At 64.4% G+C, this 24,846-nt stretch carries 28 protein-coding genes and 1 tRNA gene; 9 read left to right on the top strand and 20 right to left on the bottom strand.

All coding sequences use genetic code 11. The features are described 5' to 3' along the window. Positions 1 to 2 precede the first annotated feature (2 nt). Entirely contained in the window at positions 3 to 560 is a 558-nt protein-coding gene (locus tag ACX82Z_RS16990; protein ID WP_459590183.1) for a hypothetical protein, read from the bottom strand. A 156-nt stretch (positions 561 to 716) separates the two neighbouring features. Continuing rightward, positions 717 to 1,235, bottom strand: a complete 519-nt coding sequence (locus tag ACX82Z_RS16985) for a hypothetical protein (protein WP_459590182.1) — start codon at positions 1,233 to 1,235, stop codon at positions 717 to 719. Positions 1,236 to 1,449: 214 nt separating this feature from the next. On the opposite strand from ACX82Z_RS16985, the gene ureC reads away from it, so the two are divergent. From ureC to ACX82Z_RS16940, 9 genes are all read left to right on the top strand, one after another. Beyond that, positions 1,450 to 3,162, top strand: coding sequence for an urease subunit alpha (gene ureC, locus ACX82Z_RS16980; protein ID WP_459590181.1), 1,713 nt, complete (start codon positions 1,450 to 1,452; stop codon positions 3,160 to 3,162). A 38-nt stretch (positions 3,163 to 3,200) separates the two neighbouring features. Further along, a complete protein-coding gene (locus ACX82Z_RS16975) occupies positions 3,201 to 3,623 on the top strand; it encodes an EamA family transporter (protein ID WP_459590180.1) in 423 nt (140 codons plus the stop codon). 16 nt (positions 3,624 to 3,639) lie between these two features. Next, a complete protein-coding gene (locus tag ACX82Z_RS16970; protein ID WP_459590179.1) occupies positions 3,640 to 4,248 on the top strand; it encodes a glutathione S-transferase family protein in 609 nt (202 codons plus the stop codon). Beyond that, a complete protein-coding gene (locus ACX82Z_RS16965) occupies positions 4,248 to 4,736 on the top strand; it encodes an urease accessory protein UreE (protein ID WP_459911844.1) in 489 nt (162 codons plus the stop codon). Before ACX82Z_RS16970 ends, ACX82Z_RS16965 begins: the two co-directional genes overlap by 1 nt. Then, positions 4,729 to 5,385, top strand: coding sequence for an urease accessory protein UreF (locus ACX82Z_RS16960; RefSeq protein ID WP_459590178.1), 657 nt, complete (start codon positions 4,729 to 4,731; stop codon positions 5,383 to 5,385). Before ACX82Z_RS16965 ends, ACX82Z_RS16960 begins: the two co-directional genes overlap by 8 nt. Then, on the top strand, positions 5,382 to 5,999 hold the full coding sequence (gene ureG, locus ACX82Z_RS16955) for an urease accessory protein UreG (RefSeq protein ID WP_459590177.1): 618 nt from the start codon (positions 5,382 to 5,384) through the stop codon (positions 5,997 to 5,999). Before ACX82Z_RS16960 ends, ureG begins: the two co-directional genes overlap by 4 nt. 75 nt (positions 6,000 to 6,074) lie before the next feature. After that, complete coding sequence (locus tag ACX82Z_RS16950) at positions 6,075 to 7,193, top strand: 5-methyltetrahydropteroyltriglutamate--homocysteine S-methyltransferase (RefSeq protein WP_459590176.1); 1,119 nt, start codon at positions 6,075 to 6,077, stop codon at positions 7,191 to 7,193. Positions 7,194 to 7,310: 117 nt separating this feature from the next. Continuing rightward, positions 7,311 to 8,210, top strand: coding sequence for a D-alanyl-D-alanine carboxypeptidase family protein (locus ACX82Z_RS16945; protein WP_459590175.1), 900 nt, complete (start codon positions 7,311 to 7,313; stop codon positions 8,208 to 8,210). A 448-nt stretch (positions 8,211 to 8,658) separates the two neighbouring features. Continuing rightward, positions 8,659 to 8,735: transfer RNA gene (locus tag ACX82Z_RS16940), tRNA-Arg, on the top strand. Here ACX82Z_RS16940 and ACX82Z_RS16935 read toward each other — a convergent pair. The 18 genes from ACX82Z_RS16935 to ACX82Z_RS16850 all read right to left on the bottom strand — a co-directional run bounded on the left by ACX82Z_RS16935 (position 8,706) and on the right by ACX82Z_RS16850 (position 24,776). Further along, positions 8,706 to 10,364 (bottom strand): recombinase family protein, encoded by a 1,659-nt coding sequence (locus tag ACX82Z_RS16935; protein WP_459590174.1) that lies wholly within the window; start codon positions 10,362 to 10,364, stop codon positions 8,706 to 8,708. The genes ACX82Z_RS16940 and ACX82Z_RS16935 overlap by 30 nt on opposite strands. Further along, positions 10,361 to 10,759, bottom strand: a complete 399-nt coding sequence (locus ACX82Z_RS16930) for an HVO_A0114 family putative DNA-binding protein (RefSeq protein WP_459590173.1) — start codon at positions 10,757 to 10,759, stop codon at positions 10,361 to 10,363. The genes ACX82Z_RS16935 and ACX82Z_RS16930 overlap by 4 nt, the downstream gene beginning before the upstream one ends. Beyond that, a complete protein-coding gene (locus ACX82Z_RS16925) occupies positions 10,756 to 11,109 on the bottom strand; it encodes a toxin-antitoxin system TumE family protein (protein ID WP_459590172.1) in 354 nt (117 codons plus the stop codon). The genes ACX82Z_RS16930 and ACX82Z_RS16925 overlap by 4 nt, the downstream gene beginning before the upstream one ends. Continuing rightward, positions 11,106 to 11,423: a hypothetical protein gene (locus ACX82Z_RS16920; RefSeq protein WP_459590171.1), complete on the bottom strand. Its 318-nt coding sequence runs from the start codon at positions 11,421 to 11,423 to the stop codon at positions 11,106 to 11,108. Before ACX82Z_RS16920 ends, ACX82Z_RS16925 begins: the two co-directional genes overlap by 4 nt. 137 nt (positions 11,424 to 11,560) lie before the next feature. After that, entirely contained in the window at positions 11,561 to 11,782 is a 222-nt protein-coding gene (locus ACX82Z_RS16915; RefSeq protein WP_459590170.1) for a DUF2274 domain-containing protein, read from the bottom strand. 2 nt (positions 11,783 to 11,784) lie between these two features. Continuing rightward, positions 11,785 to 12,912 carry a TraB/TrbI/VirB10 family type IV secretion system protein gene (locus ACX82Z_RS16910; protein ID WP_459590169.1) on the bottom strand — a complete coding sequence of 376 codons (1,128 nt, stop codon included), beginning with the start codon at positions 12,910 to 12,912 and terminating at the stop codon, positions 11,785 to 11,787. Beyond that, positions 12,909 to 13,931 carry a P-type conjugative transfer protein TrbG gene (gene trbG / locus ACX82Z_RS16905; RefSeq protein ID WP_459590168.1) on the bottom strand — a complete coding sequence of 341 codons (1,023 nt, stop codon included), beginning with the start codon at positions 13,929 to 13,931 and terminating at the stop codon, positions 12,909 to 12,911. Before trbG ends, ACX82Z_RS16910 begins: the two co-directional genes overlap by 4 nt. Next, positions 13,907 to 14,596, bottom strand: coding sequence for a conjugal transfer protein TrbF (gene trbF / locus ACX82Z_RS16900; RefSeq protein WP_459590167.1), 690 nt, complete (start codon positions 14,594 to 14,596; stop codon positions 13,907 to 13,909). The genes trbG and trbF overlap by 25 nt, the downstream gene beginning before the upstream one ends. After that, positions 14,593 to 15,954, bottom strand: coding sequence for a P-type conjugative transfer protein TrbL (trbL, locus tag ACX82Z_RS16895; protein WP_459590166.1), 1,362 nt, complete (start codon positions 15,952 to 15,954; stop codon positions 14,593 to 14,595). Before trbL ends, trbF begins: the two co-directional genes overlap by 4 nt. A gap of 2 nt (positions 15,955 to 15,956) precedes the next feature. Then, positions 15,957 to 16,223, bottom strand: coding sequence for a putative entry exclusion protein TrbK-alt (gene trbK-alt / locus ACX82Z_RS16890; RefSeq protein WP_445998680.1), 267 nt, complete (start codon positions 16,221 to 16,223; stop codon positions 15,957 to 15,959). 14 nt (positions 16,224 to 16,237) lie between these two features. Next, positions 16,238 to 17,011, bottom strand: a complete 774-nt coding sequence (trbJ, locus tag ACX82Z_RS16885) for a P-type conjugative transfer protein TrbJ (protein ID WP_459590165.1) — start codon at positions 17,009 to 17,011, stop codon at positions 16,238 to 16,240. Further along, on the bottom strand, positions 17,008 to 19,500 hold the full coding sequence (gene trbE / locus ACX82Z_RS16880) for a conjugal transfer protein TrbE (protein ID WP_459590164.1): 2,493 nt from the start codon (positions 19,498 to 19,500) through the stop codon (positions 17,008 to 17,010). The genes trbJ and trbE overlap by 4 nt, the downstream gene beginning before the upstream one ends. 10 nt (positions 19,501 to 19,510) lie before the next feature. Next, complete coding sequence (locus ACX82Z_RS16875) at positions 19,511 to 19,792, bottom strand: VirB3 family type IV secretion system protein (RefSeq protein ID WP_459590086.1); 282 nt, start codon at positions 19,790 to 19,792, stop codon at positions 19,511 to 19,513. Beyond that, positions 19,792 to 20,124 carry a TrbC/VirB2 family type IV secretion system protein gene (locus tag ACX82Z_RS16870; RefSeq protein ID WP_459590087.1) on the bottom strand — a complete coding sequence of 111 codons (333 nt, stop codon included), beginning with the start codon at positions 20,122 to 20,124 and terminating at the stop codon, positions 19,792 to 19,794. The genes ACX82Z_RS16875 and ACX82Z_RS16870 overlap by 1 nt, the downstream gene beginning before the upstream one ends. Continuing rightward, a complete protein-coding gene (trbB, locus tag ACX82Z_RS16865) occupies positions 20,121 to 21,116 on the bottom strand; it encodes a P-type conjugative transfer ATPase TrbB (protein WP_459590088.1) in 996 nt (331 codons plus the stop codon). Before trbB ends, ACX82Z_RS16870 begins: the two co-directional genes overlap by 4 nt. A gap of 146 nt (positions 21,117 to 21,262) precedes the next feature. Continuing rightward, the gene (locus ACX82Z_RS16860; protein WP_459590089.1) at positions 21,263 to 21,724 is read right to left on the bottom strand and encodes a ribbon-helix-helix domain-containing protein; all 462 of its coding nucleotides are present in this window, start codon (positions 21,722 to 21,724) and stop codon (positions 21,263 to 21,265) included. 10 nt (positions 21,725 to 21,734) lie between these two features. Next, on the bottom strand, positions 21,735 to 23,723 hold the full coding sequence (locus tag ACX82Z_RS16855) for a conjugal transfer protein TraG (protein WP_459590163.1): 1,989 nt from the start codon (positions 23,721 to 23,723) through the stop codon (positions 21,735 to 21,737). A 162-nt stretch (positions 23,724 to 23,885) separates the two neighbouring features. After that, positions 23,886 to 24,776, bottom strand: coding sequence for a LysR family transcriptional regulator (locus ACX82Z_RS16850; RefSeq protein ID WP_058899646.1), 891 nt, complete (start codon positions 24,774 to 24,776; stop codon positions 23,886 to 23,888). Between the last annotated feature and the right edge of the window lie 70 nt (positions 24,777 to 24,846).

The following is a 24,846-nucleotide window of genomic DNA, read 5'->3' as shown; positions in this document are numbered from 1 at the left end:
GCCTATTGCGCAGGCGCTTCCTCAGGATCGGTCCCCGCGTCGGGCGCAGTCTCCGGATCGTCGGTGGCGGCATCGGGAACGGCCGAACCCGGCTCTGCGCCGGCGACGAAGATCGCCGCCGTCTGGTTCTCGTTGGTGAACTCGATCGCGACGATGTCGCGCACGAGAATCTGACGCGAATTCACCGCATGGTAGAAAATCGCACTGCCTTCGATCGCCTGCTGCAATTCGACGATCTCGTCGGCATGTTCCTCGCGCTTTTCGCTGATCCCGCTGTCGCCTCGTCCGACTTCCGGCAAAAAGACGATATCGACCTCTTCGACGTTGAAGGCGCGGCGCACGATCTGCGCGTGATCGAGGGTCGCCTCGATCGCGGTGATCACTCGATCGCTTTGTTCGGTCGCGCTCAGCTGTTCGGTCTTGACCTCGCTGTCGACGATCGTGTCGATCGCGCCTTCGCTGTCGAGGCCCTGGGCCAAGGCTGCCGGGGCGGCGAACACGAGAGCGCCGGCAAACAGGACGGCGAGGCGCGGCAATGTTCTGGACTTTATGATGGCCATGTCGTTCGGTCTCTTGTTCGTCCGTTGGTCGGTCTGGGGATTTTCCATATCTGGCGCGTGCCAGCGCATTTCGCAACCGCGAAGCGCACTCGTTCTAACGCAAAAAGGCGGCGCAGGTTCAAGCCCGCGCCGCCACAATTCATGTCACGCTATGAATTACTGCACATAAACGACGAGCGAGCCATCTGCGGCCGTCTCGGCGGCAACGACATTGGCAACCTCGACATTTTCAGCCTCAAGGGCCGTCGAAATGGCCGTGTTGGCTTCGAGTGCCGCCTGAAGTTCCGTGATCTGCGCGCTGTTCTCGCTCGTCGCGGTTTCGAGCGCTGCGGTGTCCGCACCTTCCAGATCGTTGACCTCGACGACTTCTATGCTGCCGACCTCGGTCATGGTGTCGATGGCGGCAATGCCGGTCGCATTGCCTTCGATTGCGGCGAGCGCGCCGTCGAAGGTCGCTTCGCCGCCGATGGAAGCGGTTGGGTCGCTGTCGACCTCGCCGGGCAGCGTCGTCGCGCTGGCCGGAGCCTCCATCGTTTCGGTGCCGCCCGACCCGCCGGTTTCCGTCTCGGCGCTCGTGTTCGGCACCGGAACGGGACTCGTCTGCGCAAGCACGGGGCCGGCAATCATCGAGGCGCTCATCAGTGCGGCGGTGGTCAATCCAATAATGCGTTTCATCGTGAATTTCCTTTTCGGTTCGATTTAGAATCTGTCCCTTGCTCACGATTGCCGTCCGTGAACGACTGGCCCCTCAATGCGTGGGCGCTGGCTCGGTTTCATTCGGCGCAAGGCCATTCGCGGGTCATTTCGTGGCGAAAGCGTGCGCAATGTGATGACCGCGTGTCGCGCCGCGCCCAAGCCCTTAAGAACCATCGCTTCGCAGGAGAACCCAATGCCTGACCGCCTGTCGCGCGCCGCCTATGCGCGCATGTTCGGACCGACGACCGGCGACAAGGTACGCCTCGCCGATACGGAACTCTTCATCGAGCTCGAGCGCGACCTGACGACCTATGGCGAGGAGGTGAAGTTCGGAGGCGGCAAGGTGATCCGCGACGGGATGGGGCAAAGCCAGATCGCGCGCGCCGACGGGGCGGTGGACACGGTCATCACAAACGCGCTGATCGTCGATCACACCGGCATCTATAAAGCCGATGTCGGGCTGAAGGACGGGCGCATCCACTCGATCGGCAAGGCCGGCAACCCCGACACGCAGGACGGCGTGACCATCATCATCGGTCCGGGTACCGAGGCGATCGCGGGCGAGGGAAAGATCCTGACGGCCGGTGGCTTCGATGCGCATATCCATTTCATCTGCCCACAGCAGATAGAAGAGGCGCTGAATTCGGGCATAACCACTATGCTGGGCGGTGGCACCGGTCCTGCGCATGGCACGCTGGCGACGACTTGCACGCCCGGCCCGTGGCATCTGGCGCAGATGATCCGGTCCTTCGACGCGTTCCCGATGAATATCGGCCTGTCGGGCAAGGGCAATGCCTCGCAGCCGAAGGCGCTGGAGGAGATGGTTCTCGGCGGCGCCTGTGCGCTGAAGCTGCACGAGGATTGGGGAACGACGCCGGCTGCCATCGACTGCTGCCTGTCAGTCGCCGATGCGTTCGACATTCAGGTGATGATCCACACCGATACGCTGAACGAAAGCGGCTTCGTCGAGGATACGATTAACGCTATCGACGGACGCACGATCCACGCCTTCCACACAGAAGGCGCGGGCGGCGGACACGCGCCCGACATCATCAAGGTTTGCGGCTTCGAGAACTTCATTCCGTCTTCGACCAATCCGACGCGGCCCTACACGGTCAACACCATCGCCGAGCATCTCGACATGCTGATGGTCTGCCATCATCTGTCGCCGTCGATCCCCGAGGACGTTGCATTCGCCGAAAGCCGCATCCGCAAGGAAACCATCGCGGCTGAAGATATCCTGCACGATATCGGTGCGTTCTCGATCATATCGTCGGATAGCCAGGCCATGGGCCGGGTTGGCGAGGTTGCGATCCGCACCTGGCAGACGGCCGACAAGATGAAGCGCCAGCGCGGACGTCTGAAGGAAGAAACCGGCGAGAACGACAATTTCCGCGTTCGCCGCTACATCGCGAAATACACGATCAACCCGGCAATCGCTCAAGGCCTGTCGAAGGAGATCGGCTCGATCGAGACCGGCAAGCGCGCCGATCTCGTCCTCTGGAACCCGTCCTTCTTCGGCGTCAAGCCGGACATGGTGCTTGTCGGTGGCATGATCGCGGCCGCGCCGATGGGCGATCCCAACGCATCGATCCCGACGCCGCAGCCGGTTCACTACCGCCCGATGTTCGGAGCCTACGGCAAGGCGGTGGCGAATACGTCGGTCACGTTCGTCTCGAAGGCCGCGCTCGATAGCGGCCTGCACGAGAGGCTCGGTGTCGAAAAGCAGATGGTTGCGGTCGAAAACACGCGTGGCGGCATTTCCAAGCGCTCCATGGTGCTGAACGATGCGATGCCCCATGTAGAGGTCGATCCCGAAACCTACGAGGTGCGTGCGGACGGTGAGTTGCTTACCTGCGAGGCCGCAACGATCCTGCCGATGGCGCAGCGATATTTTCTGTTCTAACACGGACAGGCGTGCAAGCAGGGATCGGAAGGGGAACGATGGCCGCCTCATGGCAATTCTGGGCGTTGATGTCGGCCGGCTTCGCAGCGCTCACCGCCATCTTCGCCAAAGTCGGCGTGGAGAACGTCTCGTCCGACTATGCGACGTTCGTGCGCACGATCATCATCCTGTTTCTGGTGACCGGCATCATGATCGCAACCGGCGGGTGGCAGGCACCCGAAAGCGTTTCCAGGCGCACCTATTCGTTTCTCGTTTTGTCGGGGCTTGCGACGGGCGCGTCGTGGCTCTGCTATTTCAGGGCGTTGCAGCTTGGTGACGCGGCGCGTGTCGCGCCGCTCGACAAGTTTTCGGTGGTGCTGGTGGCCATATTCGGCGTCGCGTTTCTCGGCGAGAAGCTGACCGCCACACATTGGGGCGGTATCGCGATGATCGCGGGTGGCGTCATCTTGTTGACGCGTTAGAAAAGGGAGGAAACTTATGTACAAGGCTATCGGCGCGCCCGGGTCCCGGCTGACCCGCGTCACATGGATGCTCGAGGAACTCGAAGAGCCCTACGAGATCGTCAACGCCAAGATGCACACCGAAACGATGCGACGGTATAATCCGAGCGGCAAGATGCCGGCGCTGGCGGATGGCGACCTGACCGTGGTCGATTCGGCGGCCATCGTCTTTTATCTGGCCGACAAGCATTCCGAAAAAGGTCTGGGCGGAACCGGCCCGGCCGACCGCGCCGAGATCGCTTCGTGGCTCTTCTTCGCGCAGGCCGAACTGGAGGCTCCGCTTTGGAACAAGCTGAAGCATCGCCTGCGGCTGGCCGATGAGTTGCGCGCCGAGGTCGGTCCGTGGTGCAATGCCGAATTCGCGAACGAGATCGAGACATTCGACAAACGCCTTGGCGACAATGAATTCGCCATGGGCGACCGCTTCACGGCCGCCGACGTGATCCTCGGTCATTGCGGGCAATGGGCGAGGGGGGCGAAGTTCGAAATCGCGTCGGACCGGGTCAACGCCTATTTCGACCGCGTGCTGGCGCGTCCGGCACTGGCGCGTGCGAAGCAGAAGGAAAAGGAAGCCGCAGAGGCATGATGTATCGGGCAGGCGAAATCGTCAGGGCGAAGGATCGCGAGGGGCGCACGGCGATCGGCAGCGCGTCGCTCGCCCATGACGAACGGCATCTGCGCCGCAAGCTCCTGATCCTCGATACGGGCGCGCGCGTGCTTATCGATCTGCCGCAGCCGGTCTCGCTCGGCGCTGGCGATTGTCTTCTGCTCGATACGGGCGATCTGGCAGAGATCGGGGCGGCGGACGAAGATCTTCTCGAAATCCGTCCACGCGATCCGCTGCATCTGGTCGAACTCGCCTGGCATATCGGCAATCGGCATCTCGCCGCGCAGATCGAGGAGGACCGGATTCTCATCCTGCACGACCACGTCATAGAGGCGATGCTGGAGGGGCTTGGCGCGACGGTGGCGCATGTGAAAACGGGTTTCGAGCCGGTGCGCGGCGCCTATTCGGGAAAGGCGCACAGGCACGATCATCACCACACCCATTCGCACGATCACGGCCATGGCTGATCCGGCTGCATCGCTTCGCCTGATGGCATGGCTGTCGCCGGCCTTCCCGGTGGGCGCGTTCAGCTACAGCCACGGACTTGAGCACGCGGTCGGCGACGGCATCGTTTGCAACGCAGATGGATTGCATGATTGGCTCGGCGCGCTGCTCGACCATGGCACGGCGTGGAACGACGCTCTCATCGTTGCCGAGGCCTGGCGGCGCGCGACGGCAAATGATGACCTGAGCGAACTGGCCGAACTTTGCGAGGCGATGGCCGGCTCGGCCGAACGGCATCTGGAAACGATGGCGCAGGGCGCGGCTTTCGCAAAATATGTCGCGCAGTGGACGGACGGTCGATGGCTGCCCGATCCGTGCCCCTATCCGGTCGCGTTCGGAGCGTCTGCCGGCTGGGCCGGTCTCGACCCCGAAGCGACGATAGCCGCCTTCGCGCAAGGGTTCGCCTCCAACCAGATTCAGTGCGGCATTCGGCTCTCGCTTCTCGGACAGGAGGCAGGCGTGCGGCTGATCCATGGTCTTGAGGCGAAGATCGTTTCGCTGGCTAATCGTGCCAGCGATGCTTCGCTCGACGAACTCGGCGGCGCAGCGCTTATCGCCGAAATATCCGCCATGAACCATGAAATCCAGCATACGAGGCTGTTCCGCTCATGACTTCACCCAACGGCCCCCTTCGCGTCGGCATCGGCGGTCCGGTCGGCTCCGGCAAGACGACGCTGACCGAAAAACTGTGCAAGGCGATGCGCGAGGAGTTTTCCATCGCGGTCGTCACCAACGACATCTACACGAAGGAGGATGCGACCGCGCTGGTGCGCCTTCAGGCATTGTCGGAAGACCGTATCGTGGGCGTGGAAACGGGCGGATGCCCGCACACGGCGATCCGCGAGGACGCGTCGATCAATCTTCAGGCGATCGATGCGCTCAATGCCCGCATTCCCGGCCTCGATATCATCTTCATCGAATCGGGCGGCGACAATCTCGCCGCGACCTTCTCGCCCGATCTCGCCGATTTGACGCTCTACGTCATATCGGTCTGTCAGGGCGGCGACATTCCGCGCAAGGGCGGGCCGGGGATCACGCGATCGGACTTTCTCGTCGTCAACAAGGCGGATCTCGCGCCCTACGTGAATGTCGATCTGGCGCAGATGGACATTGACGCCAAAGTCTCGCGAGGTGCGCGGCCGTTCGGCTTCACCGATCTGTCGCGCGGCCAAGGCGTTGCCGAAATCGTCGACTTCATCGTCGAGCAGGGCGGCTTGCGCGCCTGAACGCATCGACGCTTGCGGCTTCATCGGATGCCGTGTAAGCGCATGCACATGTCTTTATGTCTTAAGGAGGATTTGATGTCCGCAACGCCACCCTTTCGCGCCGACCACGTCGGCAGCCTGCTTCGTCCGCAATCGGTCAAGGATGCTCGCAAGAAGTTCTTCGAAGACAAATCCATCGAGGCGGACGAGCTGAAGGCCGTCGAGGACGAGGCGATCCGCGACGTTATCCGCCTGCAGGAAGAGGCCGGCATTCCGGCCATCACCGACGGTGAAATCCGTCGTCAGTTCTGGCATTTCGACTTCATGGGCGAACTGACCGGCTTCGAGCTGGAGCGCCGCGACGAGGGCGTCCAGTTCCACGGCACCAAGATTCCGCCGGTCTATCCGACGATCACGGGCAAACTCGATTTCCCCGACGACCATCCGATGATCGAGCACTTCAAGTTCGTCGCTGCGAACACGAAGGCGACGCCGAAGATTTCCATCCCGGGCCCGAGCTGCTGCCATTTCCGTGTCGCCAAGGACGACATTCATCCGGCCGAATACAAGGACGTCGAGGTTCTGTTCGCCGATCTGGCGAAAACCTACGCCAAGGCGGTCAAGGTGTTCTACGAGGCCGGCTGCCGCTATCTCCAGATGGACGACATCTTCTTCGCCTATCTGTGCGACCCAAAGCACCGCGCCGACAAGAAGGCGGCGGGCGACGATCCGGACTGGCTGATCGATCAATATGCCTGGATGATGCACGAAGCGATCAAGGATCGACCCGACGACATGGTCATCGGCATGCATATGTGCCGTGGCAATTTCCGCTCGACCCATGCGGCCGAAGGCGCCTACGACCCAGCAGCCGACGCGATCTTCAACAAGACCGGCGTCGACATCTATTTCATGGAATACGACACCGAGCGTGCCGGCGGACTGGAGCCTCTGCGCCTTCTGCCGAAAGGCAAAAAGCGCGTGATGCCCGGCTTCATCACCACAAAGACGGGCGAGCTTGAAAAGCTCGACGACCTGAAGCGCCAGATCGACGCGGCCTCGAAATTTGCCGATATCGACCAGCTCGGCATCGCGCCGCAATGCGGTTTCGCCTCGACGGAAGAAGGCAATGCCATCACCGTTGACGACCAGCGCCGCAAGCTCGATCTCGTCGTGAAGACGGCCGAAGCAATCTGGGGTGGCACCGACAAGTAAGCCGTCCGCCTGCCGCTCACATTTTGTTTCGCGGCGGGCCTGTTCATTGCCGCTTAACCATGTCTCGGGCACAAATTGCGTTTGGGACATGGCTTTGCGGGAGCGGGACGAATGGACATGATGAGGCGAAAGGCGGTTTCGCCGGCAGCGGCGGTGCTGGCGGCTTTGTGCCTGTTCCTGTCCGCCTGCACGGCAGCATCGGTTCTGCCCGATCCGCCGCCCCCAATCCCGTCCGAAAAATACGCCGCCATCGTCGTCGACGTAAGTTCGGGCCAGACGCTTTATTCGGCCCATTCCGATTCGCTGCGCTATCCGGCATCGCTGACCAAGATGATGACGGTCTTCATGCTGTTCGAGACGCTGGATCAGGGCCGCATCACCAAGGCGTCGATGATCCCCGTCTCGGAAAACGCGCGCGCGCAGGTGCCGACCAAGATCGGTTTCGACCGAGGCGGCTCGATCGATGTCGATTCGGCAATCCGGGCGCTCGTCATCCGCTCTGCGAACGACGTGGCCGTCGCGGTCGCCGAGCATCTGGGTGGCACGGAGGATAATTTCGCGGCGCTGATGACGCAGCGAGCGCGCCAGATGGGCATGTCGTCCACCACCTTCCGCAACGCTTCAGGCCTCCCCAATGCGGGCCAGCAGACGACCGCGCGCGACATGGCGCTGCTTTCGATCGCGCTGAAGAAACGCTTCCCGCATCACTATCATTATTTCGGCAACCGCGAGTTCACCTATGCGGGCCGCACGATCCGCGGGCATAACGATCTGCTCGAAAGCGTCGCGGGCGTCGATGGCCTGAAGACCGGCTATATCCGTGCATCGGGATTCAATCTCGCCACCTCGGTCGATCGCGGCGGACGGCAGATGGTTGCGGTGGTGATGGGCGGCGAAACGGCAAAAGCGCGTAATGCGCACATGGCGCAGTTGATCGAGCAATATATGCCGATGGTCGGGAGTAGCGCACCGAACGCGCCGCAGCCGCGCCGCCCGATGTTGTCCGCTTTCAACTGAGCGGTTCTTCACCACGGACAACCCTCCTCGGCGAAGCATTTCCCATAGAATTAGAGACGCTTAACTTCGCCTTCGCGCATCCGGCCCAATCACATGTTGATGCGCCATCGTGCTTCGGGTATGAGGCTATCGGTCAGCGCAAGCGCTTTACACGGATGCACCCGTAGCTCAGCTGGATAGAGTGTCGCCCTCCGAAGGCAACGCTAAGTCAAGCAGAAAACGGGTGGTGGTCGAAAAAGTCGAGTAAGATCAAGCGATTGGTGAAACTCGACGGAAGCATGAAAACCTCCTCTGTGCTCACGGAAGCACCGCGGAAGCAAACTGAAGGAGGCTGTAGAGTACGAACGACGACAATCGGCGGAGCCTCTGGCCCACCCCGTTTCCGCTCGTCCGATTGATGGATTCGCGATTGACCCTGTTCGGTCACGAGCCCTATCTGAATACCGATGCACCCGTAGCTCAGCTGGATAGAGTGACGGCCTCCGAAGCCGTAGGTCACAGGTTCGAATCCTGTCGGGTGCGCCATTTCAGAACAGAACTATGAACGCCGAACGCCGCCGTTTCTACGCTTGAAGCGGCGACCAGCGTTCGCAGCAATTCCGACTTCGATCCCATGATGCGAACCTCGTCGTCGGCAACCTCGACACGCTGCGCCAGCGCGCGCAGATGGTCGCGGCGGTAGCCGCCATCGTCGAGTCTGATCCGTTCACGGGCTTTGCGGGCAAACCCCTTGAGCATATCGGGGGTGACGCCCTGATTGCCTGAACTGTCGAGCGCGAGCTGCGTGCGCTCGGCGTCAGCGGCGGCTTGATCCCGCAATGCCTTGAGGCTCACCATACGCTCTTTCGCCATGGCGTCGTCCTTATCGACCATGCCGGCTTCGATGGCGTCAAAGAGACGGCCGAGCCGCTGGTCGGCTTCCGTGATTCGCCTTTGAAGCTCGGCAAGATGCTCGCGGCGGCGCTCGGTGCGCTCCTGTCGGCGGTCGATGACGCTGGCAAGGACGGTTTCCAGCCGCTTGGGCAGGAGCAGGCGATCCCCGATATAATCGGCGACCGTATGGTCCAGCTTGTCCATGGGGATCGTGCGACCTTTGCAGCCGGTCTTGCCCTGCCGGGCCTTGGTCGAGCAGGTGTAGTAGCGGTATGTCGCGCCCGTGCTGCCTTGGCCGGTGCGAAGCGTCATCGCGCCTCCGCATTTGGCGCAGAAGCAAATGCCGGTCAGGAGCGTCGGGCCGCTGGAGACACGCGCAGGCGTCACCATGGGATTGCGGGATTTGAGGCGGGCTTGCACCGCGTCGTAAATCTCGCGCTCGATTAAGGGCGGCACCGCCATGATGGCGACTTCGCTCTCGGGCTTCTTTTCCCGGTCCTTGTGCGAGCGGGTGTTGAACCTGTGTTCGCCGATATAGGTGGTGCGGGTTAGGATGGCGTGGATTTGCGCCAGCCCCCACCGTCCGCCGTCGCGGGTGAAAAAGCGGCGCTCGTTGAGATAGGTGGCGATGGCCTTGACGCCCATCGCGCCGGACGTGCCATCGCCTTCAAGGAATAGCCGATAGATCAGCCGCACGGTGTCGGCGTGCAGCGGGTCGATCTCCAGCTTCTTCTTGATCTTCGATCCCCGCTGCTCGGCCGCGACGATGCGATAGCCGATGGGCGGCCTTGCGCCGTTCCAGAAGCCTTGCCGGGCGTTCTCGTTCATGGCGCGCAGGACGTGCTTGGCGTTCTCCTTCGACTGATATTCGTCGAACAGGGCCATGATCTGCCGCATCATCTGGTGCATGGGATCGTCGCCCATCTCCTGCGTGATGGACACGAGCTTGACGCCGTTCTTCGCCAGCTTGCGAACGTAGAACTCCATCTCGAAGTGATCGCGGAAGAAGCGCGAGAAGCTATGCACCACGACAATATCGAAGGGCGCAGGCTTGGACGTGCCCGCTTCGATCATGCGCTGAAACTCGGGGCGCTTGTCGTTGGTGGCGGTTGCGCCTGCTTCGATGAACGTCTCCACCAGTTGCAGGCCCCGCGCCTCACAATAGGCTTCGCCCTGCCGCTTCTGGTCAGGAATGGAAATGTCATGCTCGGCCTGCCGGGCGGTCGAGACGCGCAGGTAGAGGGCGGCGCGGGCGGTAACGGTTGGGCTGTGCATGTTCATAGCCGGTCTCCCATAGCCTTCTTCGCCTTGGGGCGGTCGATCAGGGGCAACGCCAGCTCCACCCGGTCATGCACCACCTTGGGCGCGAGCTTGCGCCCATGCCCCGGCTCAAGCCGCACGAGGCCGTAGCTCTCCATGGTTTTCAGGGTGCGTGACAGATTGGAACCGGCCCGGCCGGTGATTTCCGCCAGTTCCTCCAGCGAGGCCGGGGCCTTCTCGGCGATGATGCGCAGCAGCTCGCGGTTGCCGGCCGACAGCACCTTGGCGAAGGATTCGGTCGAAGTGAACCATACCTTCGGATCGCCGGGCGCGGGCTTTTCCTCACCGCGCGCGATCCGCATGGTGCGGGCCTTCATGTCTTCGTAGTCGGCGATCCCGACTTTCAATGTGGTCATAGGGCACCTCGTTCCTTCAACACCGCGTCCACCGCCTGCCAGAAGTCGGCCAGCAGCGTGGCCGCATCCTCGTAGGCGTATGGCTTCACGGTCTGTAAGCGGTGCCGATGGTCCATCGGCTCGCCGCGCCTGCCTCGGCCGACTGGATGGGCATTGTCGAAGCCGACCAGCCGTTCGCCCGAAGGCCCGTGAAGCGTGAGCGAGTAATCAAGGCCGTGCGGCTTTTCCGGCGACGCCGGAACGCGGGTGACAACGAACTTCACCCAATGGCCGCCCTCGGGATCGACAAAAAGCATCTGTCCGTCGAGGTCCAGAAGCGTGTCGAGGCCCGGATCACGATCCGCGCTCACGTCTTTTTCCTATCAGTTTGAGATAGGAAATGCAAGCTGTTCTCCGGCTTTCTCGGGTTCAAGAGTTCGTCGAACACGTCGCCGAACCAACGCTCGAACACGTCGATCTCGGCCTCGGTGACGGGAATGTCCTCCGGCCAATCGTCGGTGACGCGCATCCTCTGTCCGTCCGGGCCGAGAAGCGGCGCGTCGGCGGCTCGCGCCCGGCCGTCCGGCTTGGGATCGTCGGCGTAATCGAAAAGATCGTCGGGAAGGGGTTCGGGGATCGACTGTCGCGGTCGCCCTTTGCGGGTGCGGCGGCGCTCTGCGCACATGGAATCCTCCTTGGTTCTGGTGGATTCCGGGGCGTTCAAGGCCCCGGAATTAAGCGAACCATGGAGGGGGATCGGCGGCCTGTAGCGTGCCGCATTTGCGTTGATGCGCTGGCGGCACCCCCGCCGCTAAGGTGATTCTAGCTTGCGGTTCGCCGTGCCTTGGCGAAACCGCGATCCGTGGCGATGAACCGCTCAAGCATCGGCACGATCAGCCTGACGGGATCGGCGGCGGGCTGGCTGCTCTCGCGGGCCAGCACCTCGGCATAGGCGATCAGATCGCGGTGAAGCGGCGCGGGCAGCTCCACCGTCACTTTCACGGGCTTGTCGTCGGGCAGCGGGCCGAGTTTCAGCTTTGCCATGGTCAACCTCCTGCCGGCTCGATCACAAGGTCGCGGGTGATGATGATCCTGACCGGGAAGCCGGGCCGGATCGTCAATGTCGGCGCGACCTGCAACTGACGCTGCACGATCTGCTGGCCCGCCTGATTGATGGTATCCTGCGCCCCGTCGCGGATGGCGCGGATAAGCCGGTCCTCGTCGCTGGTCGCCAGCTCCGTGCCAACCGCGAGCAGCGTGGACAGCCCGGCCGCCTTCATCAGATCCCACCAATGATAATCGACGCCATCCTCAAGGCCGGCATAGCCGCTGGCATCCGCGCCCGGCAGGCGCTCCAGAACGATGGAACGGCCGCCCGGCAGGATCAGGCGGTTCCACACCAGCAACACGCGGCGCTGGCCGAAGGTCACGCCATCATCATATTGGCCGATGATGCGCGTTCCCTGCGGGATCAGGAGCAGCGAGCCGGTCGGGCTGTCATAGACGTTCTCGGTCACCTGCGCGGTGATCTGGCCCGGAAGGTCGGAACGAATGCCGGTTATCAATGCAGCCGGGATCACGGCCCCGGCCTGAAGGGTGTAGGGCGAGGCCGGCGGCGCGACGCGATCCGGCGAAACCGTCTGCCGGTCCACGGGTCCATTGAGGAAAGTTGCGTGCCGGTCCTGCGTCGCGGGCTGCCCGCCAAGGCCCAGACCGGCAAGGCCGGGCATGGCCGTTCCTGCCGGCGCTCCCGTGCGCGGGCCGGACTGGAAGAACACGTTGCTCAAGCGCGCTGCTTCTTCCTCGGCGCGGCGGCGTTCTTCCTCCGGATCGACGGCGGGCGTTGCGATGGCCGGCGGCGCGACAGGCTGGCCCCGGTTCTGCGCGTCGAGGATCGGACGGCCGAGGTCGCCGGGCAGCGCGGGGCCGAGCACCGGGCCGGTGTAGTCACGCGGCAGGCCGGACAGCCCGTCCGCCGTGGGGCGGTTCTCGGTCGAATAGAGTTCTTCGCCTCCCGGTCCGGCATCGCGGGTCTGGAGGGCGTAGATCAACGCCCCGCCGATGCCGAGCAACGCGACAGCGCCGACGCCTGCCAGCATCTTGCGGGACAGGCGGGTGACGCGGGGCGATTCAGCGCGCAGGCGCATGGGGGCGGCGGTATCGGTATCGCTCATGAGGACGATCCTCCCGTGGTCGTGCTGGCTGGCTCTGCTGCGGCCTGCGTCGGGTTGGTGCGGACGATCCTGACGACCTGCTGGCGGTTGCCGCTGCCAAGGCGCAGCTCGGCCGCGCCGAACAGGCGGTCCACGATCAGGACGTTCTGGTGGATGCGGGAATTGACGATCTGCGGTTCGCCATTCGTGCCGAGCACGAAAATCGGTGGCATTTCGCCCTGCACGATCCCGGCCGGGAAGACGACATAGACGCGCCGTCCATCGTCGAACACGGAAACCGGCCGCCATGGCGGGCTGTCGCCCTGCACCTGCAAGCCATAGCGATAGTTCCGCGCGGCCTCGGCCGGGATAATCGGCGCGGCCGGGACGGTCTGGCGCTGGCCTGCTGGCGGTGTGGGATAGGCCCATGCCACGGCCGGCATGTAGAGCGATTCCCGCGCGCGCAACTCGATCATGTAGGTGCGCCGGTCGGTGGTGACGACAAGGTTGGTGGAAATGTCCGTGCGTGTCGGCTTCACGAGGATATGGACGCGGCGGTTCGCACCGCTGCCGCTCTCGGTGTCGCCGATGATCCATCGGGCGGTGTCGCCTGCCGCGATCGGCCCCGCGCCAGTCAGGCTTTCGCCCGGCTCCAGCGCAATGGTCGTGATCTGCCCGACTGCGGCATAGACCTGATAGAGCGCGCCTTCGCTCCACGGATAAATCTGGATCGCATTGTAATAGCCTTCGCGGCGCGGCTCGACGCGGGCGGCGGCGTTGGCGTTCTCGACACGGCCGGTCGGCGTGCCGGCAGCCTCGCCGCCCCGCGCCACGGTCCATGCCGGCGGGACATGCAGCGGCCGGGGCGTGTCGTTGGTGACGGCCGCCTGCACGGTCGGCAGCGGCGGCACGGTATCGTCATAGGTCCATTGCTGGGCGCGATTGGTGGCGCAGCCCGCAAGCATGGTGGCCGAAAGCAGCATGGCGGCAATGGCCGGGGTGCAGGTGATCGTCCTCACTGGCTCATCTCCCGCGACCATGAAATTGCGTTGACGTAGATTCCGAGCGGATTGGCGCGCAGGCGCTCGGCATTGCGCGGTGGCTGGATCACGATGGTCAGGATCGCGGTCCAGCGTTCGGTCGTGGCGAGCTGGCCGTTCTCGAAATGGCGTTCGGTCCACGCAACGCGGAAGCTGTTGGGCGAGGCCCGGATGACGCTCGACACTTCGACGGCGACCTGCTGGCGACCGACGCGCGTGAAGGGATCGTTCGCCCTCGCGTAATCGTTCAATGCCGCCGCGCCGCGATCCGTGGTCCATTCGTAGGCCCGTAGCCAGTTCTGGCGGACAATGATCGCGTCGGCCGGGATCGCGCGGACCTGCTCGATGAAGCGACCGAGATGGAAAGCGATCTGCGGGTCAGTCGGCCGATAATCGGCGTTCGCAGGCGCGACGGTCTGCGCCTGTCCGAGATTATCGACCTGAACAACCCACGGCACCACGGTCCCTCGTGCCGACTGCCAGACCAGCGCCGAGGCGAAGCCTGCGGAAAGAATCAAGGAGCCGAAGGCCATGAGCCGCCAGTTGCGAGCCTGCACGCGGGCCGAGCCGATGCGCTCGTCCCATGCCTGCGCGGCCTTTTGATAGGGCGTCTCGGGTTCGGGTGATTTGCCGTAGTGTGTCGATGGTCGTTTGAAGATGCTCATGAGCGGTCACTTTCAGAAAGATTGACGGAAGAGCCGGAGCCGTGGCTGTCGCCGGAGCGCACCGCATGGGCGGCCATGGTCGTGCCGTGGTTCATTGCCTGCGAGCGCCGCATCTGCTGTGCCCACGCGGGAGGGCTGCCGGCCGACCCGGATGCTGCTGCGGCCGGGGCGGCGCTCGCGCCGCCGACCGTGCCCATCGACGATGTGCCGCCGCCAGCGGCAAAGCCTGCGCGCGCGCCATCGGTGAAGCTGGATTTGACGGATTCGCTGGCACGCGCGGCGGCACGTTTCAGGGGTGAGATGGCGGCCGATCCTGCGGCGCGTGCAACGCCGCCGAGGCCCGAAGCAACGCCTGCCGCCCCAGACTGACCGAGCGAGCCGACGCTATAGGCTGCGGTCGCCGCGCCCGCGGTGGTGGCACCTCCGCGGACGGCCGCGGCCCCGCCGGACAGGGCAGCGGCACCGCCCTTCGCGGCGAGCATGGTTGCGCCGCCAGCGGCGACGGCTGCGCCGCCGACCGCAAGGCCGGTTCCCACGGCCGCGCCCGCGCCAAGCTGCGGGCCGCCCGAAACGATGCCGTTGGCGATTCCGGGGCCGAAGATGCCGAGGCCGAGCAGCGACAGCGCGGCGAGCACAATCGCCATGGCGTCGTCGATGGTCGGAGTCTGACCGCCGAACCCGGCCGTGAACTGTGAGAACAGGGTCGAGCCGATGCCGATGATGACGGCGAGCACCAGAACCTTGATGCCGGACGACACCACGTTGCCAAGCACGCGCTCGGCCATGAAGGCAGTCTTGCCGAACAGCCCGAAGGGAATCAGCACGAAACCGGCGAGCGTCGTCAGCTTGAACTCGATCAGCGTCACGAAAAGCTGGATGGCGAGGATGAAGAAGGCCAGCACCACCAGCGCCCAGGCAAACAGCAGGCACGCGATCTGGATGAAGTTCTCGAAGAACGCGATCCAGCCCATGAGGTCGGAAATGGAGTCGAGGAGCGGCCGTCCCGCGTCGAGGCCAGTCTGTGCCACGCGGCCGGGACGCATCAGGTCTTCGACGGAAAAGCCGGTGCCGGACGCCATCAAGCCGAGGCCGGCGAAGCTCTCGAAGACGATGCGCGCGAGGTTGTTCCAGTTGGAGATGATGTAGGCGAAGACCCCGACGAACAGCGTCTTTTTCACCAGCCGCGCGATAATGTCGTCATCCGCGCCCCATGCCCAAAACAGCGCGGCGAGCGTCACGTCGATAACGATCAGGGTGGTGGCGATGAACGCCACCTCGCCGCCGAGCAGGCCAAACCCGCTGTCGATGTAGGAGGTGAAAACCCCTAGAAACGAGTCGATGACGCCCGTGTTGCCCATGGTCAGCGCGCCTCGCTGCGGTCACGGCCGAGGAAACGGTCACGGGATTCAGCCCAAGCGGCGAGGCAGTCGGCGTCACTCGCCGCCGCCTCGCCGAGTTGCTGGCAACGGCGCAGGGTTTCGCGCAGGGGATCGGCCGGCGGCTGGAGGGCCGGCGCTGGGGGTGGCGCGGAAGGTTCGTCCTTCCGCGCCATGTCGATTGCGGTCGCCGTGACGGCGATGGCGATGAACACCACGGCCCCGAGCCGGGCCAGCATCTTGCCGTCCATGGCGAGCCTCCCGGTCAGTTGTTGCCGTTGTTGAACATCTGTGCGTTGCCCGGCTGATAACCGCTGCCCGGCGTCAGGAAGCGCTCGCGCTGGATGCGACCCTGCTCGGCGGCCGTCGCGCGTTCGGCCTCCGACAAAGCGTTCGCCCGGCCATTGGCGGAGATGACGGCGATCAGGTCGGAGAGCTGCTGCGACTGGAGCGCCAATAGTTGATTGCCAGCCTGCGTCGCCTGCAATGCCCCGGTCGCGCCCTGACTCTGGCCGACAAGCGCGGCCATCTCGGCGCGGTTGGTGTCGATATTGCCGACCGCGCCTGCCTGCACGCGCATCGCGTCCTGCAAGCCGCCGACCGTGTTTTCCCAGCGGCCACGCGCATCGGCGACAAGCTGGGCTTCGGTCGCCGAAAGCGAGACGTTGCCATATTGCTGCTGGAACGCTTGGTCGATCTGCCCGACCTCGAAGGCAATATTCTGCGCCTGTCCCAAAAGCTGCTGCGTGCGCTGGACGTTCTGCTGGAGCTGCTGGAGCGAGGAATGCGGCAGGCTCGCAAGGTTACGGGCCTGATTGATGAGCATCTGCGCTTCATTCTGGAGGCTGGTGATCTGGTTGTTGATCTGCTCCAGCGTGCGCGCGGCCGTCAGGACGTTTTGCGCGTAGTTGGACGGGTCGTAGACGATCCGGCCGAAAAGCTGGGCATGGGCCGGTGCCGCCGCCATTGGGGAAAGCGCGACCGGCACGGCAAGCGCCAGCGCGAGGGCCGAGGCCCCGACGATTTTGGGATAGGTCATGGAAGAATCTCCTGTGTGGGGTGGGTATCGAGCCGGGCCGGCGCGGCGGCTTCCGGTCGGTCGGCAAGATTGGTGAGGTTCGGGATCAGGTCGGCCGCCCAATCGACGCCGCGCGCCCGTAGCCATGCGGCGAGGAAGCCGTCGCGGCCGGCCTCAGTGACGATCTGCGCAATGAGCGTCTGGTCGGATTTGGCGGATGCGGCGCAGAGCGCGAGGCCGACTTCAGACAGGCCCAGCTCGAACAGGCGATTGCCGCGCCGCGACTGGCAGTAATAGTCGCGCTTGGGCGTGGCCCGTGCGAGGATTTCGATCTGGCGGTCATTGAGGCCAAAGCGGCGATAAATTGCCGTGATCTGCGGTTCGATGGCCCGTTCATTCGGCAGCAAAAGCCGCGTTGGGCAGCTTTCGATGATCGCAGGCGCGATGTTGCTGCCGTCGATGTCGGACAGGCTTTGCGTGGCAAAGATGACGCTGGCGTTTTTCTTGCGCAGCGTTTTCAGCCATTCGCGAAGCTGGCCGGCGAAGCCTTCGTCGTCCAGCGCGAGCCAGCCCTCGTCGATGATGAGCAGGGTCGGCCTGCCGTCGAGCCGGTCGCCGATACGATGGAACAGATAGGCGAGCACGGCCGGGGCCGCGCCGGTCCCGACAAGGCCCTCGATCTCGAACGCCTGCACATCGGCCGAGCCGAGATGTTCGGCTTCGGCGTCGAGCAGCCGGCCATAGGCACCGCCGACGCAGAACGGGCGCAATGCCTGCTTCAAGTCGTTCGACTGGAGCAGCACGGCAAGGCCGGTGATGGTGCGTTCTTCGACCGGCGCGGACGCAAGCGAAGTCAGCGCCGTCCAAAGATGCTCCTTTACCTCCGGCGTGATGGCAACGCCCTCGCGCATGAGGATGGCGGCGATCCAATCGCCGGCCCATGCCCGTTCATAGGTGTCGTGGATGCGGGCGAGCGGCTGGAGCGAAACGGACGCCTCAGCCCCTTCTGTCAGTCCACCGCCGAGGTCGTGCCAGTCGCCGCCCATGGCGAGCGACGCAGCGCGGATGCTGCCGCCGAAGTCGAAGGCGAAGACTTGACTAGCCTCATAGCGGCGGAACTGGAGCGCCATGAGCGCCAGCAGGACGCTCTTGCCCGCGCCGGTCGGGCCGACGACTAGAGTATGCCCCACGTCGCCGACATGGAGGGAAAACCGGAACGGGGTTGAGCCTTCGGTCTTTCCGAAGAGCAAAGGGGGCGCACCGAAATGCTCGTCCCGTTCCGGCCCCGCCCACACCGCCGATAGCGGGATCATGTGGGCGAGATTCAAAGTGCTGATGGGCGGTTGGCGGACATTCGCGTAGGCGTGTCCGGGCAGCGAGCCGAGCCAGGCATCGACCGCGTTGACGGTCTCGGCCATGGCGGTGAAGTCGCGGCCCTGAACGATCTTCTCGACCAGGCGCAGCTTCTCGTCGGCAATGCGGGGATCGGCGTCCCAAACGGTGACGGTCGCCGTGACGTAGGCCATGCCCGCCACGTCCGCGCCGAGTTCCTGCAACGCCATGTCGGCGTCGAGCGCCTTGTTCGCGGCGTCGGTGTCCACGAGCGCGGACGCCTCGTTGGTCATCACCTCTTTCAAGATCGCGGCGACGGACTTGCGCTTGGCGAACCACTGGCGACGGATGCGGGTCAGCAGCCGGGTCGCATCGGTCTTGTCGAGCAGGATCGCGCGGGTGCTCCACCTGTAGGGGAACGGCAGCCGGTTCATTTCGTCGAGCAGGCCGGGCGTCGTCGCGGTGGGGAATCCCACGATGGTCAGGACGCGCAGATGCGCGCCGCCAAGGCGCGGCTCCAGCCCGCCGGTCAACGGTTGGTCGGCAAGCAGCGTGTCGAGGTGCATGGGCACCTCGGGCACGCGCAGGCGATGGCGGTTCGTCGAGATGGTGGAGTGGAGATAGGTCAGCGTCTCGCCGTCATCCAACCAACGGCATTCGGGCATGAAGCCGTCGAGCAAAGCCAGCACGCGGTCGGTGCGGTCGATGAAACCGCGCAGCAGCTCCCACGGGTCCACGCCCGCTTTCTCCCGGCCCTCGTAGAGCCATGTTTCTGCGCGGGCGGCTTCCTCGGCCGGGGGCAGATAGAGAAAGGTCAGGAAATAGCCGGACACGAAATGCGTGCCCGCTTCCTCGAAACCGGCTTTGCGCTCGGCATCGACCAGCGCGGATGCCGGATCGGGAAACGTGCTGTCGGGATAGGTCGCGGCCTCGCTGCGCTGCGCCTCGACAAAAATGCTCCAGCCCGATCCTAGACGGCGGACGGCATTGTTGATGCGCCCGGCGACGGCGACCAGCTCGGCCGCGACGGCGGAATCCAGATCGGGACCGCGAAACTTCGCGGTCCTCTGAAAACTCCCGTCCTTGTTGAGCACGACGCCGGAGCCGACCAGCGCGGCCCATGGCAGATAGTCGGCGAGCCGGGCGGCGGTGCGGCGGTATTCGGAAAGGTTCATCATGGCCGCGCCCTCACACCGACAGAAAAGCCGGGATGCGCAGATGCCTGCGCCCGACCTCGACGAATTGGGGATCGCGCTTCGCCGCCCACACAGCCGCGAAATGGCCGATGGCCCATATGGCGAGGCCGACCAGCCAGAGGCGCAGGCCGAGGCCCACGGCCCCGGCCAGCGTGCCGTTCATGATGGCGATGGCGCGGGGAGCGCCGCCGAGCAGGATATGCTCGGTCAGCGCCCGATGGACCGGAACGGTAAAGCCCGGCACCGCGTCGAGCTGTTCAAGGCCGCCCGCCATCAAACGAGCGCCCCGCCGCCGAACGAGAAGAACGACAGGAAGAAGCTCGACGCCGCGAAAGCGATGGACAGGCCGAAAACAATCTGGATCAGCTTGCGGAAGCCGCCACCTGTATCGCCGAAGGCCAGTGTCAGGCCGGTGACGATGATGATGATGACGGCGATGATCTTGGCGACCGGCCCCTCGATGGATTGGAGGATGCTTTGGAGCGGCGCTTCCCATGGCATCGACGAACCGGACGCGTGGGCGGCCGGAGCGAGCATGAGGCTGATGGCAAGGGTGAATGCGGCGGTCGCCATGGTGCGATAGCCGCGCGAGAATGTGCGGATCATGAAGATTCTCCTGTGCTGGTGGGGATTGCCAAAGGGATGGGATGCGTGATGCGGTAGTCGCCGTCCGGCCCCAGCCCTTCGACGCGGGCGAGTTCGGCCAGCCGGCGCGCGGAACCGCGCCCGGAAAGGACGGCAACAAGGTCGATGGTCTCGGCGATCAGCGCGCGTGGGACGGTGACGACAGCCTCTTGAATGAGCTGTTCAAGGCGACGGAGCGCACCGATGCCGGTGCCGGCGTGAATGGTTCCGATCCCGCCCGGATGGCCGGTGCCCCATGCTTTCAGAAGGTCGAGGGCTTCCGATCCGCGCACCTCGCCGATGGGGATGCGATCCGGGCGCAGGCGCAGCGAGGAACGGACCAGATCGGAAAGAGTCGCCACGCCGTCTTTCGTCCGCATGGCGACAAGGTTGGGCGCGGCGCATTGCAGCTCGCGCGTGTCCTCGATGATGACCACGCGATCCGAAGTCTTCGCCACCTCGGCGAGCAGCGCGTTGGTCAGCGTGGTCTTGCCGGTGCTGGTGCCGCCCGCCACGAGGATGTTGGCGCGGGAGGAAACGGCCGCGCGTAGGATCGCGGCCTGATCGGCGGACATGATGCCGGCCGCCACATAGTCGTCGAGGCTGAATACGGCGACGGCGGGTTTGCGGATGGCGAAGGTCGGGGCGGCGACCACGGGCGGCAGCAGGCCCTCGAATCTTTCGCCCGACTCCGGCAGCTCGGCCGAGACGCGCGGGCTGCGGGCATGAACCTCCGCGCCGACATGATGCGCGACCAACCGCACGATGCGTTCGCCATCGGCGGCGGACAGCCGCTCGCCCGTGTCGGACAGTCCTTCGGACAGGCGGTCGATCCACAACCGCCCGTCCGGGTTGAGCATCACCTCAACCACGGCCGGGTCTTCGAGCAGCCGGGCAATGGCGGGGCCGAGCGCGGTGCGCAACATGCGCGCGCCGCGCGCAATGGCTTCCGGTTTTTGGTGGTTGGTGGTCATGTCGGCCCCGGCTTGTGGCGGGGCGCGACAGGCGATCCCCGGATCGGGGTCGATTAAGAGAGGCCGAAATCCGGCTGGTTCAACAAGTATCTAGCTGCGTGCGGTGATCGGCGGCGAACGGCGGCAAATAGGATGGGTCCGAATACTTACTCTTGATCGCCGTTGGTCTTTGACTCATCCGGCAACGGATCGTCACGGAGTGAGTCGAGGTCACGCGACAGCTCTTTGAGGAACCTGTCGCCTGTCGCCAGCCTCCGGCCGAGATTCTGCATGAATCCCTCGAACCGCTCCGCACCTTTCGCGCGGGCAGCGGATTGCGCGGTCCCCGAAAGCGGCGGCGTGAGGGTCATCCAGAAATGGATGAACTGCGCGACCGTCTCGCCAAGAACGGCAAGGTCCATGTCGAGCGTGTCGATCTGGCGGCCGAGCTTGTCCAAGCGCCGCGACATGGCTGCTTCAAGCTGGTCGGCGGAATCGCCTGACAGATAGGACATGACGGCCGCCTCCACGATGGCGGATTTCGAGACTTTGCGGCGCAGCGCCAGCGACTCGATCTGCGGCATAAGCGCGGGGTCGAAATAGAGATTCAGGCGGGTTCTGGTTGCCATAGGAGTGTCCTCAAAGGTCGATTCCGTCATCGGGATTCAATGCCACCTGCCGCGCCACCATCCTCATGCGCTGGCGCATGGCGCGGGCCTTGGCCGCGTCAACGTCTGGCTCGTCGTCCAGAAACTCGAACTCCTGTTCGGGCGATGGTGCCGGGGCGACAATTTCCTCATGCTCGGGCAATTCCGGTTCGCGGCGGATTCCAGCATTGGCCGGATCGCCCCCGGCCTCGTCTCCGGCGTCCATCGCGGAACCGCTTTCCGCTGCGACCACGCGGCCGGACCAGTCATCGGACGATGGGCTGGGCGCCAGCGGAGCGGCGACCAGATCGGGCGGTGGCAGGATGCGCTCCTGAAACCGCGCGTCCTCGTAGTAGCGGGCCTTGGTGGCGCGGATCGGCGGCGTGCCCGCGACCATGACGATTTCGTCGGTCGGCGGAAGCTGCATGATTTCGCCCGGCGTCATGAGCGGACGCGCGGTTTCCTGCCGGGAAACCATCAAATGCCCCAGCCACGGCGCGAGGCGATGGCCGGCATAGTTGGTGGAATCGCGCAGCTCGGTCGCGGTGCCGAGCGCATCGCTCACTCTTTTGGCGGTGCGCTCGTCGTTGGTGGCAAAGCTGACGCGCACATGGCAGTTGTCGAGGATCGCGTTGTTCGGCCCATAGGCGCGCTCGATCTGGTTGAGACTCTGCGCGATCAGGAAGCCTTTGAGGCCGTAACCCGCCATGAAGGCCAAGGCGGACTCGAAAAAATCCAATCTGCCGAGCGCCGGAAACTCGTCCAGCATCAGCAGCAAGCGATGGCGCTTGCCGGACGTATGCAATTCCTCGGTCAGCCTGCGGCCGATCTGGTTGAGGATGAGGCGGATCAACGGCTTGGTGCGGTTGATGTCGGACGGCGGCACAACGAGATAGAGGCTGGCCGGCTCCCGGCTGCCGACCAGATCGGCAATGCGCCAGTCGCAGCGCGCCGTCACCCGCGCCACAACCGGATCGCGATACAAGCCGAGGAACGACATGGCCGTGGAAAGCACGCCCGACCGTTCGTTCTCGCTCTTGTTGAGCAGTTCCCGCGCCGACGACGCGATGACGGGATGAACGCCAGCCTCGCCAAGATGCGGCGTGTCCATCATCGCGCGCAGGGTCGCCTCGACGGGGCGGCGAGGATCGGACAGGAAGTTGGCGACGCCTGCCAGCGTCTTGTCCGGTTCCGCATAGAGGACATGCAGGATCGCGCCGACAAGCAGGCTGTGGCTGGTCTTCTCCCAATGATTGCGCTTGTCGAGGCTGCCTTCGGGATCGACCAGAATATCCGCGATGTTTTGCACATCGCGGACTTCCCATTCGCCCTGACGCACCTCCAGCAGCGGGTTGTAGGCCGAGGATTTGGCGTTGGTCGGATCGAACAGCAGGACGCGGCCGTGCTTCGCGCGGAAGCCGGCCGTCAGCGTCCAGTTCTCGCCCTTAATGTCGTGGACGATGCAACTTCCCGGCCATGTCAGCAGCGTCGGCACCACCAGTCCGACGCCTTTGCCGCTGCGGGTCGGGGCGAAGCATAGGACATGCTCGGGACCGTCATGGCGCAGATAGTCGCGGACGTATCGGCCAAGCACCACGCCATCCGGGCCGAGCAATCCGGCCGAGCGGATTTCCCGATCCTCGGCCCATCGCGCCGAGCCGTAGGTCGCAACGCCGCGCGCCTCCCGCGCCCGGATGATCGACATGAGGATGGCGGCGGCGATGGCGATGAGGCCGCCGGACGCAGCAACGAAAGCGCCCTCGACGAAGATCGTGGGCGCATAGGCGTCGAAGGAGAACCACCACCAGAAGAAGGCCGGCGGATAATAGACCGGCCAGCCGGCCAGCTCGAACCACGGATTACCAAGCTGGGGCTGGAAGCCGAGGCGGAAGGCCGTCCATTGCGTCGCCGCCCAGGTCGTCACCAGAACGATGGTGAAGACGACAGCAATCTGACCCCAAAGGATTCGGCCTCCGCGCACACGGGCTCCAATCGGCAAAAAGGACGGAGCCGATCAGAGAGTGGGCAATTTCAGAACAGGCAACAGGAAAGGTGATACGGGAGGGCTGCCGGATACTGTCGGCGGTAAATAGGACGGGTTGTGTGGAGGCCGGTGCGTCGTCTCGCTGGACGAGATAGCGACTCAGGCCGCCCGCTGTGATCGTCCCATCTCAGCCGCGAGGCCGAGAAGATTCCTGAGAAGGAGACTGCGATTGTGTGGGGACCAGACTGCGGAGAACGCAAACGGTTCCGGTTCGTCGAGGATCGGCAGGAATGTCACTCCTGGCGCTTGGATCAGCGATGTCGCCTCGCCGACGACCGTTACTCCATAGCTCTGCGCGACCATCGACAGCAGCGTGCCGCGCTCCACGTCGAACCGCATGATCGCGAGGTTTGGGCAGCCGCCGGCCAAGCGCAGGACGATATGGTCATACGCTTGGGGTCCGGTGCCGCCATGTCGGACGATGAAGGTCTCGTCTGCCAGATCGGCCCAGGTCACGCCCACTCGATCCGCAAGCGGATGGCTCGACGGTAGCACGGCCAGAAGCCGCTCGTTCCATATTGGCCGCGAATGGCAATCGGGAAACTCGGGCGAGCCTGCCACGAATGTCACGTCCAGCCGGTTGGCGCGAAGCTGCATGAGGGTATCACGGGCGGTCCCTTCCGCGATCTCGACCTCGATCCCAGGATGCTGCTGACGGTATCGTTCAAGTAGATTGGCGAGGAAGCTGCCGGGGATCAGAGCATGGATGCCGAGCCGCAAGCTGCCCTGCTCCCCGCGCGCCACCATGCCAGCGGTCCTGACGGCATAGTCGAGCTGGTCGACGCCAGCCGCCACCCGGTCGACGAAGTAGCGGCCCGCATCCGTCAGTCGGACGCCGCGTGCATGGCGCTCGAACAGAAGAATGCCGAGGTCTTCTTCCAGTGCCTTTACGCGCGCGCTGACGCTGGATTGGCTGACACCAAGAGCGTTTGCGGCATGGCGAAAGCTCAGATATTCTGCAACCGCCAGCGTTTGAAGCAACGCCGCCATGGGAACGCGACCGCCGAGGAGCAGCGAGGGCTGCCATGACTGACTGTGTTGGAGGGATCGGCGCCGCATA

This window comes from Aliihoeflea sp. PC F10.4, from assembly GCF_054612275.1.
The sequence above is the reverse complement of the archived record's forward strand: the minus strand, read 5'-3'. Positions and strand labels throughout refer to the sequence as shown.